This is a genomic window from Thalassotalea euphylliae (genome assembly GCF_003390375.1).
Classification (GTDB): Bacteria; Pseudomonadota; Gammaproteobacteria; order Enterobacterales; family Alteromonadaceae; genus Thalassotalea_F; species Thalassotalea_F euphylliae_A.
On the sequence record NZ_QUOT01000001.1, the window covers coordinates 107,321 to 120,861 of the forward strand.

The following is a 13,541-nucleotide window of genomic DNA, read 5'->3' on the forward strand; positions in this document are numbered from 1 at the left end:
AATGGGTAGCTTGTTAAAACTTTTGCTAAAGAATAAGTCAGCTTATTTAGGCTAGCTAAGGCTTATTGACTCGGGTAATTGCGCCTTGTAATAAGCGTTCGGTTTTAACAATAGCTCTGGTATGCGTTCCGCTACCAGCGATCCCTCCTTTATCATGCAGCTCCACTTCAAACTGATAAAGTTTTCCTGCCATGCCGATATAGGTTGCGATAGCTTTGACTTCTTGATTATTAGGCGTTGCGGCAAGATGATTAACGTTAACATTAACGCCAACAGATAATTCGTCACTTTGCAGCATAGGTTTCATTAGGCGAGCAGCTGATAATTCCATTAATGCAATCATTCTTGAGGTTGCGAACACTTCAGGAAAATTATCATGCTCATCAATTGGCAGGTCACTGGCAAGATCTTTCGATTGAACAGTGTAAGTTAATGCTAGGCTATCCTTAATTTCCATGGTCAATTCCCTATTATAGAAGTGGCTTTAAGTCCAATGCTTTGAGCATATCAATATAAGTTAGCTTATTTAATTAATTTCAGCATAGCTAATCTCAGTAAAGCTAACTAAGCGCTGAGCTCAATTAATGACGAAATCACACGAACGCCACTAGGTGCAAGTTCAGACGAATTTCTTCTGAACCAAATCGATTGAATGCCAGCATTCAGAGCGGGCATTACGTCTTTGGTTAAACTATCTCCTACCATATAAGTGGATGATTTATCGGCATGAATTTTAGCCAGTATCGCAGGAAGAAATTCAGGTTCGCCTTTAGCAATGCCAAGGTTAGCTTGGCAAAAGTAACCGCTAATAAATTGATTCAAGCCGACTCGCGCAAACGCTTGTTCGATTTCTTATGCTGAAGATTCCGCTGCACCAGTCGCAATATAAATTGCAGCATGACAGGCAAGCTGTGAGAGTAGTTCATACGCACCATCTAACGCTTGAACGTTTTCCCATTCACACATTTTGCCCTGCGCAGTGGGAAAATCTACCATTAGGGTATCTCCCCAATCAAACAGATATATTGGTTTCATATTGCTCCTTATTGAGTGCGTATAGGTTTATCTTCAAATACTTAATGCTAAATAGTACTTATCAGCTATGTTATCGTTGCAATTGAAACATAGGATTATAAATAACTCCCAAGGGGTTCCGAATGGGTCTTGGACGACGCCAAGTTTGACACCACCACCAACATCAGTGATCGGGTTAAGTTGCTTGGCAACTAGATCGAGTAGTTTTTGGTAAGTGGCTTCAACGTTGTTAACTCCCCAATAAGCGATGACAATTGAGCCTTTTTGTTTCTCGGCAGTCGGTATTAAACCAAGTGCTAAGCCTCCAATATTAAAGCCAACATAGTAGGGCTCGTCAAAATATGGGTCAATGCCGAATGCTTCAGCATACCAGTGCTTGGCTTTATCAACATCGTCCACCGTATAAACGCTTGTTCTTAGACCCAGAATTTGAGCATCCTTTGAATCAGGTTTTAAGCCCTCCGAGTTAGATTGACTATTGGCAGAAAAAGATAAATAAGGAAATAGCAGTAGAATACAGATTAATTACTTCATTAGTTTTTTATTCTTTTTGATAAATTGTGATGGTTTTTTCACGTTAAGGCAGGGGTACCTAATCCATAAAATCTACCTTTAATTGGCGAATCGATGCAGTATTGAAGTAAGTTAAAGCAAATTAAATAGCATGCGTGCTGTGAAAGATGACGCAGACTTATCGTTAGAGGTTGAGGGGGGGCTGGATATTTGAACGATTTACAAACAAAGTGCACAAGTTTATCGTAATTAATCAAAACAAAAATAATTAAAATGGTAAGGATAAAGTATGTGGAAATGGATAGGGGTTGTAGTCGCGGTTATAATTGCAGGTGTTACAGGCTATTGGCTTAGCCTTGATAAAAACATCCGATATTTGATGTTAAATCAGCCGGAAAGTACCAATGTTTTATTTTGGACAACTGCACAGCGCGATGCAGGCTTTCAAACATTGGAAAAGTTAGATGTTATTCCTTTTAATATTATTGAAAAGGGTAAACTGTCTCATGAGCTAGCTATTGAGCAGCCATTAGTCGTAGCTGATGACGCTATCGAGAAGTTTTTCAAAGAGCAGCGAATTGCTGGCCTAGTGGTATTACAAAATGGCGAGCTTCGCTATGAAAAATATGGGCTCGGCTTGACTAGCGATGATAAGTGGACCAGCTTTTCTGTGGCTAAATCGGTTACTTCCACATTAGTCGGTGCTGCCATCAAAGATGGTTATATCAACAGCCTAGAAGATAAGATCACTGACTATATTCCAGACTTAAAAGGCAGTGCCTACGAAGATGTTACTTTGGCACAGGTATTGACCATGACATCTGGCGTGGCGTGGGACGAAGATTACGAAGATCCAAATTCTGACGCGTCTAAATTTAACTTTCATACCCCTGAGCCCGGCATAGATGCAACCGTTAGTTATATGCATCTGCTTGGCCGTGCTAACCCAGCAGGTACAACATTTGTGTATAGCACGGGCGAAACGGGTTTAATTGGCTTACTGGTGAGTAATGCCACGGGCAAGTCATTAGCTAGTTATCTGTCTGAAAAAGTCTGGTCAAAATTGCCAGTTCAACAAGACGCTTCTTGGCTACTTGGCCCAACAAATCAAGAAATAAGTGGTTGCTGTATTCAAGCAACAACACGAGATTTTGCCTTATTTGGTGATTTTGTGCTTAATGGCGCGCAAGTCAATGGTGCTTCTATTGTGCCTGAAGACTGGTTTGCTTCAGCCACCACTAACCAAGTTGAGCTAGGTGAAGGAGACGGCTATGGCTTCCAATGGTGGACTTCAGCAAAAGGACATTTTGAAGGCAAAGGTATTTTTGGCCAAGGGCTATATATCGATCCTGAGCACCAACTAGTGATTGCTGTTAATGCCAACTGGGAAGGGGCGATGACGCCTGCGAGCTACCAATCAAGAAAAGCCATGTATCAGTATTTTGCTGAGCTTTTTGCAAATAATAGCGATAATAAAGTGGCAAGTAACTAACTGAGAAAGTTGGCTTATTGCAGCTTTTAGATGAGTTGTAAAAATCCAAAATAAGCGCTGACAGCAGTTATCTGTCGGCGCTTATTCTTTTTGACACGCACTACTTGGCAGGAATTTTTGTTGCTTGCCATGCTACCACTTGCCAGCTGCTATCGCGTTTTAGCAAAGTACCGGTATTAAAGTAGGTTTGTTTAACAGCGTTAGCCTTGGCATTTTCTTTGTGCATGAGTTTAAATGCGACAATAGCAGTATCGCCGTAGACGCGAATATCAGTATCTTCTGCCCAATAGACAGGCGGTAAAGTATCGCTATTTTCACTAGCTGCTTTGTCTGCTTTGTCTGCTTTTATTCCCTGAATAATATAGCTTTTATCAAAGCGCGTACCAGACGAGCTAGTGTAGATAAGATCATCGGCCCAAAACCTTTGATGATTAGCTAAATCGTCATTAACTGAATTGGCTAAAAAGTCATTCAGTAATTGGCTGATTACTGCCTTTTCGTTGGTTTTTATATTTGTTGTTTGATTGTTAGTCGCCGCGGCAAAAGCGATGCTGCTAAATTGGCTACAGGCGATAAGTAGAAGGGCAATACTGAGTTTGTTCATTGGTAACCTTATTCTTTTTATTTGTTTGTTCTATATGTTGAATGGCTTTCTTGTGCCGTACTTATGAGAAATTAGCGCTTAATACGTTACTTATTCACCATTTGATGGCGGTTTTTCTTCCATGATGCCAATCAAATTCTCGTCGGGATCACGAATAAAACCAATCCATAAATCGTGATCAGGCATTTTGGCGGCAAACGCTGGTGGACGTTCAATATTGACTCTTTGGTCGCGTAATTGCTCGAAATACTGCTCTATATTAGTGGTGTGGTAATAGATTACCGAGGTGTGATGATCTTGCTCGCTTCCTTGCAGCGTTGTTAGCATTAAGCGAATATCGTCCAGCTCAAGAAACGCTAAGTTAGGTGGCACTTCAAAAGCCAGTGGGATATTAAGAATCTTGTGGTAAAAATTAACCGCTTTCGGTAAGTCGCTAATCGCGATAGCAATTTGTTTGATTGATAGATTATTGTCAGATAGCTTACTGGCGTCTTCTTGTGTTGGTTCCATCGCCGATATTTCCTAAGGCACTTATACTTAGTAATAGCATAGTTAGTATTATCAAAAGTATAAATGCTTGGTTTAAATGCTTGGATAGGTATTTATCTTCTTGTGGCTTATTCAGGTACTATCATCTCTAATGTGTAGCTTGACTGCTCGGTTCCCAATAACTTTTTCAACTGTGGTAGGGCGCTTTCTAGCTCACTGTTTAATTGCCATGGTGGATTAACAATAAATAAGCCAGTTCCTGTCATACCGTATTGCTCAGAATCTGGGGTTAAACATAGTTCAACTTTCATTACATTTTTTAGTTGGCTATTGGTGATACTGGCTTCCATCGCATCAATAAAATGACGTTGCACAACGGGGTACCAAATCATATAAGTACCCGTGGCAAATTTTTTCTGAGCTTTGATGACTGCATCTACTGCTTTTTGATAGTCGTTTTTAATTTCAAATGGCGGGTCGATCAGCACCACAGCGCGGCGTGTCGGCGGTGGCAGCTGCCTTACCAACCCGGCGTAACCGTCTTTTTGAAACACATTGGCTTGTTTCCAACCCTGACAAAATTGCTCCAGCAGGGCGATATCCGTATTGTGTAATTCGAACAAACGGGCGCTATCTTGCTTTCTGGTATGGTATTCGGCAACCGCTGGCGAACCGGGATAAAGGCTTAAACCTTGCTTGTTAAAGCTTTTGATCAGCTCCACGTAGTTGGCGAGTAGTGGGGTTAGGTTAGGCGCATCGTAAAGCTTGCCAATACCTTGTTTATACTCGCCTGTTTTTTGTGCGTATTCATCTTGCAGCTTGTACATGCCAGCGCCAGAGTGAGTGTCGATATAACTGAACCCTTTTTCTTTTTCAGTCATATAGTTCAGCACATAGTGCAACACACTGTGTTTTAGTACATCGGCGAAATTGCCGGCGTGAAAGGCGTGGCGATAACTTAGCAAAAGAATTCCTTACTGAATGGTATGTGGTAACTGATAATGGGCAAGATAGGCTCTGGCGATATCTTTGCGATGCTTAATCACATGTTTGAACGTAGTTGACTCGCTGTGAGCGGCGAAATAATGGTACTGGCCACCTTTTTCAACTACGCCAACAAACCAGCCTTGTGCCATCGTTGGGCTAAAGGTTCCTGCCCCAGTTTTACCGTAAATTTTATAATCAGGTGTGTCGTGATTAAGCATTAATGGCTTAAGTAATTCAAAGGTACTGGCTTTTAGCGGCAGTTGTTTAGTGTACAGTCGCTGTAAAAATTGCACTTGTTCGATAGGGGAAATTTGTAAGCTCACGCCCAGCCAGAATAAATCGAGACCAGCGCTGATATCGCGGTTACCGTAATCGAATGCATTAAGGTAATTCTTCATGCGCTCACTACCTACTTGTGTCGCAATAGCGCGATAGATAGGCACATTGGAAACCTGATAAGCTGAGCGCAAGGTATGCTCGCCTGCCGTCCAACTGCTCGGCCACCATTTTTCTGGTGGGTAAGTGGTGGTGTCAGCGCGCATGGTCTGCTCGAGGTCGCGAACAATACCTAAATCCAATGCGATCAACGAATTCGGAATTTTAAAGGTCGAAAATGGACTAAAGCGAGTGTCAGCCCATTGTTTGTTACGAACTATTAACTTGTCTTCAGCCGTAAGCAGAACGAAAGCACATTTGCTGTCTGCTTGTTCACAAGGCAGACTCGCTGGTGTGTTCGCTTTTTCAGGTGCAGCTACGGTAGCATTTACACCTGTTAAATAAACAACCGTACTTAGTGCAACGCTTGATAGTGCCTTGCGCAGTTTTTCCATCTTTATCGTCATTGTCTTCCTTAAGTTACCCTTATCCTTGCTTAAACTAATTGTGTGCCTAGCTCATTTTATTTAATCGGACTAATAATTAGTGAAGTGCCGCACGAAATGGCAGTTTTTCACAAATAGCCGCTTCAGCAATTAATATTTCTTCCAAGCGCACGTCTACCTCGGCTTTGTCGAAGTATTCGTACGCCAGTTCAACAAATAAGTTTTTATGTTTTTCTTCCGATTTGGCAATAGCAACGTAAAAATCTTTGTCTTTACCTGCTGGTAATGCCTCGGCTACTAGTGCAAAACGCTCATGACCACGAGCTTCAATAACACCTGCTACTAACAAACGATCCATTAAAAATTCATCGCGACCACGACGAAATAGTGCGCGAATTTCTTTGATGTAATTGTCTTTTTTATCGTCAGCCAGTTGTACATCACGGGCGATTAATAGCTTTAATACTTGTTTAAAATGAATCAGTTCTTCAAGCGCTAAATCTGTCATTGCCTTTACCAATTTCAGGCGATCAGGATAGTGAGATAGCATTGACATGGCCATGCCTGAGGCTTTCTTTTCTGCGGCAGCGTGATCTTGCAAAAAGGCATCAAAATCTGCCATTACAGCTTCGGTCCATTCGAACGGGGTGTGGTACTTCAATTCAAACATAGCGATATCGTCTTCTAGAACGTGAATTACAGGAGTACTAGCAGGTTATTTTACTAGCACTATAAAGGGCGGAGATTTTACCAGTGTTAGCGCTTTTGGCAAAGCATTAACAGGGCTGCTTGCCTGCTTTTAAATGGTTAAATGGGCGAGTTGGCTATCAATGCGGCCATTGCGGGTTGATGCTATTTTTAGCGGATGAGTAATTTTGTTCCAAGCAGTGACTTTACCTTTCATATTAATCAACGGAAATTCCCCTTGCGTGTCACTGGGTAATCCTAAAAACGCAATAAGCTTGGCAAAGCTATCAGGCGCTGCAATATCTAGGGTTAATAAGTCTTGTGGGCGATTGGCAAAATAGTGAGTGACACCTTGTTGGTGGTTAGCGTAACAAGCCTGTAAAAATTCATCGCTGGCGATATTTTCTTGCGTGAGCGGCGCAAACACTTGGTTAAAACATCGCTTTAAATGAGGGTTAAAACCGCCATCTTCACGTTGCAAATTGTGAAACATGCGGCTTAGCAATTGGTGAATCGAGGGAAGCCACTTATCAAGATCACGGGTTAAATAAATAAACTTGCTGTTAGGGTAGTGTTTATCTAATGCTTGGTAATCGCAAAATACTGGCGTATCAGCAATCACTTGGGCTTCGTCAAGACAGCTTTGCAAATAGGCAGTATGTGCAGTTTTATACCCCAGTGCTAACATAGTGACACATATGCTAGTCGTTGCAGTGCGCGGCAAACCAATGATCCAGATTTTCGATGGCGCTGATAAATCCTGAGTAAGAGAAGCCGCAGGAAAGCGTTGAGTTGATTGCGGGTTGTTCATAAACAGCAAAATTGATCAGAGTGAAAAACAAATAAGATGATAAAACCGAGAGATTATAGCAAATCAACTTAGCTTAACTAAAGTAGACTCTCAAACTGGGTTCTTAAAAGCAGACTTTTCTATAGGCACTCTCTCCAAAGACATCCTCTCCAAATACGCAGAAACAGAAAGGAGTCGTTCGCCTTGCCAGTTGAGTCTATATCCAGCGACGCACTTGTGTGCAGTAATCTTGGTAAGGCTCACCAAATAGTCGGTTAAGCATTCGCTCTTCCGGTTTAATTTGAAATTGCGTCATATAGCCAACAAATACGCCACACCAAATAAGCGTGAAGGGATGTTGTAAATACACGGCGTAAGCGATGAGCATCAATAAAAATCCTAAGTACATGGGATTACGTGTAATACGGTAAATGCCTGTGTTAACTAGGCTTGAAGCATCACTTGGCGTCATCGGGTTTACCGTCGTTTGGGCTTTTCTAAATGCATAAACGCCAGCAAAAATAACGAAAGCGCCAAGTAACAATAAAGTGCCAGCAAGTTGAACGCCATAGTGGTTTGTAGAGGTAAAGGCAAAGTGCGGCAATAGTTGTTGAGTTAACCACATCAGAAGCAACGATATTACGACCAACAACACTGGTGGTATTTTAAGTTCGAGTTTTTGCATATATCCCTATTTCCTTCTTGTTTTATTCTTTTTATTTCATTTGATAAGCAGATCAACACGGCCTAGCCGTTGCCAATAAATGTGTACGCGGTTCAAGCCTAGTTTTGTCGCTAAACTCACCGGGCTAAACTAGCGCGTATCAATCGCTTAGGTATATACTGCCAGTCCCGAATATTCTAATAAATATTATTTTCATGAAAAAATTATCTTCTGTAATGCTAGCCAGTGCAGCTTTGCTGTCGGTTGCTGGCTGTAATGATAAGCCTGCAACTGAGGCGGAAAGCGCGACTAAAGCCGAAATGACAGCCGAAATGGCAGCAAAAGCTGCGATGATCAATTCACCTGAAGTGTTTAATCAAAGCTATAACAGCATCAATGGTGAACAATTAGCAGAGCATGTCAAAGTGCTAGCGTCAGATAAATTTGCTGGTCGTGCGCCATCAAGCATTGGTGAAACTCTAACACTGGAATACCTAACTGAACAGTTTAAAGCCTTAGGGTTAGTGCCGGGTAATGGTGATAGCTTTTTACAACAAGTACCTTTAGTGTCAATTGAAGCGTCGACTGATATGGCGTTATCAATAGGCGGTAAAGACTACAAATTTAAAGAAGATATGGTAATGAGCTCAAGCCGCATTACTGAGCTGTCTGAGCTAAAAGATTCTGAGTTAGTTTTTGTTGGTTACGGTGTGAACGCGCCTGAATATAACTGGAACGATTACGAAGGGTTAGACGTTAAAGGTAAAACTGTGGTCATGCTTGTTAATGATCCGGGTTTTGCCACCAAGAACCCTGAGTTATTTAATGGCGAAGCCATGACGTACTACGGCCGCTGGACATACAAATACGAAGAAGCCAGCCGCCAAGGCGCAGAAGGTGCAATTATTATTCACGAAACGGCACCAGCATCTTATGGCTGGAACGTGGTGAAAAATTCATGGACTGGTGCGCAATTTGGCTTCCAGCGTGATGATAACAACATGGGACGCATTGCCGTTGAAGGTTGGATCACCAGTGAAGTTGCCACCGAGTTATTTAATAAAGCGGGTTTAAACTTTGCTGAAGCGAAAATGGCCGCAGCAAAAGGCAGTTACCATGTCGATATGGGTGATTTAACGGCTTCTGTAACCGTGAAAAACACCATTAAAAAATCCGTATCCAATAACTTTATCGCGACCTTACCGGGTACTAAAAAATCAGATGAGCACATTATTTACAGTGCCCATTGGGATCATTTAGGCACCGATACCGCGCTTGACGGCGATCAAATCTATAACGGCGCAGTCGATAACGCGACAGGTACAGCAGCACTGATTGAAGTGGCGGAAGCTTTCACTAAATTAGATGTAAAGCCAGAGCGCTCAATTACTTTCTTAGCAGTAACAGCTGAAGAACAAGGATTATTAGGCTCAAAATTCTATGCTGCGAATCCTGTTATTCCAGCCAACAAAACCGTTGCCAACATCAATATGGATGCACTGGGTGTTAATGGTAAAAGCGCAGATGTTGCGGTTTATGGTTTAGGTCAATCTGAGCTAGATAACTACTTAACGAAAGCGGCGGAAAAACAAGGGCGAGTCATTTCAGGTGATCCTCGTCCAGCGGCGGGTATTTACTACCGCTCAGATCACTTTGCCTTTGCTAACATCGGTATTCCTGCGTTATACGCGAAAAGCGGTGCTCAGCCTGCTGATGAAGCAACAGCGAAATTACGCGAGATGTTAGATCCAAAACTGAAGAAGTGTTACCACAACCTGTGTGACGAATACTCAGATGAGTGGGATTTATCTGGTGCGGTGCAAGATATGCAGGCATTTTTTGAAGTTGGCTATGAGTTATCTAGCGAAAACGTATGGCCAAAATGGAGCGAGAGTTCTGAATTTAAAAGACAGTAACTACCGTTTTTTAATGATTTAAACGCCTCGCTTACACCATGAAGGCATACCATTAAAGCATGCGATTAAAACCAGTGATTAAAAGGGAGCCATAGTGCTCCCTTTTTTGATTCTATTCGTTAATTGTAAGTGAGCATTATTAGTTAGCCGTGCGTTATATTCAATCTCATAGGGATGCGCACTGGTCAAGACTAGGTTCGCATAGTAAACTTTTATTGAAAAGTTAGGGAATACAAGGAGTTGTTTTGATTGCCGTAGACAATTTAAGCTTTAGTCGTTACCAAGGTGGTCGTGAGTTTCCAATTTTGCGAGAGTTAAGTTTGTCGCTTAGTAAAGGCGAACAGCTTGCTTTACTAGGCGATAGTGGCTCAGGTAAAACAACATTACTCCATATTCTCGCGGGCTTATTACCTGCAGGCAAAGGCTCGGTGTCTATTGACGAGCTTGAGCTTACCGAAATGGGGGATACGGAGCTTGCCTTATATCGTCGTCAATTGGGGCTTATTTTCCAACATTATCAATTGCTTGATTGCCTAACGGTTAAACAAAATATTCAATTTCAATTTCAACTAAATTTTCCAAAGCAAACTGCACACGAATTTGACGCACTTGTTGAAGCACTTGGTTTAGCGTACAAGTTAGATGCTATGCCGCATGAGTTATCAGGTGGTGAACAGCAGCGCGTAGGCATTGCTAGAGCATTGCTTAATCAGCCCAAATTAGTGCTTGCCGATGAACCCACAGGCAATTTAGACCAAACCCGCTCTCATCAGGTGGTTCAGCTACTGACTAAACTTTGCCGAGAGCGCAACATTAATTTGGTAATGGTAACGCACAGTCAGCAGCTTACTGACTATTTTGATCGCGTTGAAATTTTAAGAGACGGCCAATTTGCTTAGCTCAAATACAATGCATGCGATTGATGTGAATGCCATTTGGCGAATTCTCATCACGCATTTCGCTTTTTATCGCCAGCGCCCGTGGTTAATGGCGTTATTCGTATTGGGCTTTAGCCTAGGTAGCGCGCTACTTACGGCAATTACAGGGCTGAATCAAGAAGCTAAAACCCGATATAGCCATTCTTCGACGCTTATTGAAAACCCCGTTACGCATATTATTCAGCCGCTAATTGGCCAAGAACACCTCCCCGGTGAACTATGGCTTAATCTTCGAAAAAACGGATTTACCAGTGCGCAGCCAATTTTACGTGGCAGGTTAACGACAACAACAGGGCAAACGCTCAATATTCAGGGTATAAATTCACTGCTCTGGCTGCAAGCAGGAACCAGCAGTCAGCAACAAAAGCAGCAACAAGAGCTGGTTAGCCGTTTATTTGATTCAACTAGTACCAGCAATTCAAATGACGCAGATTACGATGACATGAGCTTTGCTAATAATGTCGCGTCACCAAGCATTTATTCACCGCTTACAACCTTGTTTGTTGATAGCCAATTCAAGCAAAGGTTAGCAACCAAAACAGAAAACGGCGACGCGGCAGCAAATGGCGAAGTGGCAGTAAACACAGACGAGGCAAAATTGGCACCTGTGTTTACGCTCAATGCGCAACAGACTCAGCCACTAATCAAATTTGTTGAGGGCATCGGGCTATGGGCAATTACCGACTTAGCACTTGCTGATCATTTGCTCGGTGCACAAGGTCAGTTGAGTTTTATCGAGCTTAGCGAGTTAACACGCGATCAAGTTGGCATTATCAAAGCGTTAATTGATGGTCAAGCGAGGTTAGTTCAAGCAGATCAACAGAATTTTGATGTGCTTTCCGGTGCGTTCTTTTTCAATTTAACGGCGCTGGCACTTTTGGGTTATGTTGTTGCCGCGTTTTTAAGCTACAACGCGATTAAACTCACGCTGTCGGCGCGCAAAAAATTACTCAATCAACTGTATTTACTGGGCTGCTCGAAAAAAAGCATTCAAATGAGTTTAATCATCGAGCTTGTCGCTGTGAGTGTGATCACCGCCTTGATTGGCGCTTGGGGTGGCTACCTCATTGCCAATACGCTAGTACTCGATGTAAATCGCACATTAATGGGACTTTATCAGCTAGAAAAAGCCTTAGTGGTTAACTGGCAATGGACAAATGTTGCTATTGGCTTTTTACTAAATGTTTGTGCGTTAGCCTTTATGTTGATTAGCCAAATTAAGAGCTTAAAACAATATCGCCAAACACTATTTATTGCCTTGCTGTTGCTGACGAGCGTTAGTTTTTTGTGGCTGTTTAAATTTGCCGACACTAAGTTTCAAGCCTTACTGCTGTGTTTTACTATTTTGGTGTGGTTTATTCTATTGGTGCCAAGGTTGCTTAATGGTTTATCCAGTATTCGCTTAAGCGCCAGTAAAACGGGCATGCAACACCCATTAATTCAGTGGCTACATGGTGATACGAAACAACATATTAGCGATCTCACCATCGCAATTGTGGCGATATTAGTCGCGTTGGGCAGTGCGATTGGCATGCAGATTATGGTGACAAGTTTTAGCAAAACACTGAATGCCCATTTGGAAAAGCAACTAAGCGCTGATATTTATTTACGCACAGATAAGGTAACTGCGGAATTTCGAGCGATGCTGAGTTCCCAGCCAGAGGTTAAGCAGGTGAGCGTTTATTTCCAAAGTGATGGTGAAGTGCAAACGCTACCTGCCAAACTCGCTAGTTTTGGCGATAGTCACTTAGATTACCAGCATATTTCACTAACCAGCGGCAAGCCAGTAAATATCAGTCACTTTGCTGAAAATGGCTGCTTGGCTAATGAACAAGCAAGCATTAGATTTGGCATCAAACTTGGCGATATAGTGCTCTTCAAACAGAACGCGATAGACTTTCCGTGTCGTATTTCGGGCTTTTTCTACGATTATGGTAATCCACTAATGTCACTTTTTACGCTTGAAGCTCGCCATCAATTAGCAAAGCTGAGTGGCCGTCATTATGGTTACTCGATTCGATTGGCTCAGGAAGATACATCGGTTGAGCTTTTTAGTGAGCGCTTAATCAACGAGTTTAATCAAGACAGCAGCAAAATCTTACCCAATAAGCGCTTTAAACAATTTGCCAATGCACTGTTTGAAGACACCTTTGTTGTCACCAAAGCCCTCAACGCCTTTATTTTAGCGATTGCATTGCTCAGCCTTTGCACCAGTTTATTGAGTTTAGGCGCTAACCAACGCAAACAGCTCGTAATATTGAATCATCTGGGGGTAACGCAGCGTCAGCTATTGATAATGAAGCTTTTGCAAACCAGTATTATTGTGGTGTTTACTGTGTTATTTGCTTTACCGTTAGGGCTTGCGCTTGGCGTAGCATTGCTAAAATTTGTGATGCCGATTGCATTTGGCTGGACGATACATTTCCATTTGGATATTCCGGCAATTATACAAACATGTTTGCTGCTAATGGTTGCCGCTATGGTCTGTGCCTATCTTCCCCTGCGGCGATTGGCTCATCGCCATGCAATTCGCCGTTCATCTAGCCGTTCACCTAAGCGGCTAAAGAGTTAGTCAAAAATCATGGATAGAATCACCGTGAAATCT

15 protein-coding genes are annotated in these 13,541 nt (G+C 42.3%); 4 read left to right on the forward strand and 11 right to left on the reverse strand.

Annotated features, from left to right (window positions below; all coding sequences use genetic code 11):
* Positions 1–55: 55 nt before the first annotated feature.
* The 4 genes from DXX94_RS00480 to DXX94_RS00490 all read right to left on the reverse strand — a co-directional run bounded on the left by DXX94_RS00480 (position 56) and on the right by DXX94_RS00490 (position 1,434).
* Positions 56–457 (reverse strand): thioesterase family protein, encoded by a 402-nt coding sequence (locus tag DXX94_RS00480; RefSeq protein WP_181901445.1) that lies wholly within the window; start codon positions 455–457, stop codon positions 56–58.
* Between the two features lie 107 nt (positions 458–564).
* A complete protein-coding gene (locus tag DXX94_RS19370; protein ID WP_258872216.1) occupies positions 565–849 on the reverse strand; it encodes an HAD family hydrolase in 285 nt (94 codons plus the stop codon).
* Between the two features lie 3 nt (positions 850–852).
* Positions 853–1,035, reverse strand: a complete 183-nt coding sequence (locus tag DXX94_RS19375; protein WP_220348003.1) for a hypothetical protein — start codon at positions 1,033–1,035, stop codon at positions 853–855.
* Between the two features lie 33 nt (positions 1,036–1,068).
* Entirely contained in the window at positions 1,069–1,434 is a 366-nt protein-coding gene (locus tag DXX94_RS00490; RefSeq protein ID WP_220348005.1) for a VOC family protein, read from the reverse strand.
* A gap of 403 nt (positions 1,435–1,837) precedes the next feature.
* On the opposite strand from DXX94_RS00490, the gene DXX94_RS00495 reads away from it, so the two are divergent.
* Positions 1,838–3,040, forward strand: a complete 1,203-nt coding sequence (locus DXX94_RS00495; RefSeq protein WP_116013161.1) for a serine hydrolase domain-containing protein — start codon at positions 1,838–1,840, stop codon at positions 3,038–3,040.
* A gap of 100 nt (positions 3,041–3,140) precedes the next feature.
* On the opposite strand, the gene DXX94_RS00500 is transcribed toward DXX94_RS00495, so the two are convergent.
* The 7 genes from DXX94_RS00500 to DXX94_RS00530 form a co-directional block, all read right to left on the reverse strand.
* A complete protein-coding gene (locus tag DXX94_RS00500; protein WP_116013162.1) occupies positions 3,141–3,644 on the reverse strand; it encodes a nuclear transport factor 2 family protein in 504 nt (167 codons plus the stop codon).
* Between the two features lie 90 nt (positions 3,645–3,734).
* Positions 3,735–4,154: a VOC family protein gene (locus tag DXX94_RS00505; RefSeq protein ID WP_116013164.1), complete on the reverse strand. Its 420-nt coding sequence runs from the start codon at positions 4,152–4,154 to the stop codon at positions 3,735–3,737.
* Positions 4,155–4,261: 107 nt separating this feature from the next.
* Positions 4,262–5,098 (reverse strand): 23S rRNA (adenine(2030)-N(6))-methyltransferase RlmJ, encoded by an 837-nt coding sequence (locus DXX94_RS00510; protein ID WP_116013165.1) that lies wholly within the window; start codon positions 5,096–5,098, stop codon positions 4,262–4,264.
* 9 nt (positions 5,099–5,107) lie between these two features.
* On the reverse strand, positions 5,108–5,962 hold the full coding sequence (locus DXX94_RS00515; protein ID WP_116013166.1) for a class D beta-lactamase: 855 nt from the start codon (positions 5,960–5,962) through the stop codon (positions 5,108–5,110).
* Between the two features lie 76 nt (positions 5,963–6,038).
* The gene (locus DXX94_RS00520) at positions 6,039–6,611 is read right to left on the reverse strand and encodes a tRNA-(ms[2]io[6]A)-hydroxylase (RefSeq protein ID WP_116013168.1); all 573 of its coding nucleotides are present in this window, start codon (positions 6,609–6,611) and stop codon (positions 6,039–6,041) included.
* Between the two features lie 129 nt (positions 6,612–6,740).
* Complete coding sequence (locus DXX94_RS00525) at positions 6,741–7,316, reverse strand: sulfotransferase (RefSeq protein ID WP_258872217.1); 576 nt, start codon at positions 7,314–7,316, stop codon at positions 6,741–6,743.
* A 319-nt stretch (positions 7,317–7,635) separates the two neighbouring features.
* Positions 7,636–8,103 (reverse strand): methyltransferase family protein, encoded by a 468-nt coding sequence (locus DXX94_RS00530; protein WP_116013170.1) that lies wholly within the window; start codon positions 8,101–8,103, stop codon positions 7,636–7,638.
* A 299-nt stretch (positions 8,104–8,402) separates the two neighbouring features.
* On the opposite strand from DXX94_RS00530, the gene DXX94_RS00535 reads away from it, so the two are divergent.
* The 3 genes from DXX94_RS00535 (at position 8,403) to DXX94_RS00545 (ending at position 13,508) form a co-directional block, all read left to right on the forward strand.
* On the forward strand, positions 8,403–9,998 hold the full coding sequence (locus DXX94_RS00535) for a M28 family metallopeptidase (RefSeq protein WP_374188843.1): 1,596 nt from the start codon (positions 8,403–8,405) through the stop codon (positions 9,996–9,998).
* 245 nt (positions 9,999–10,243) lie between these two features.
* Positions 10,244–10,897: an ABC transporter ATP-binding protein gene (locus tag DXX94_RS00540; protein WP_116013173.1), complete on the forward strand. Its 654-nt coding sequence runs from the start codon at positions 10,244–10,246 to the stop codon at positions 10,895–10,897.
* Entirely contained in the window at positions 10,890–13,508 is a 2,619-nt protein-coding gene (locus DXX94_RS00545; protein ID WP_258872056.1) for an FtsX-like permease family protein, read from the forward strand. Before DXX94_RS00540 ends, DXX94_RS00545 begins: the two co-directional genes overlap by 8 nt.
* Positions 13,509–13,541: the final 33 nt, after the last annotated feature.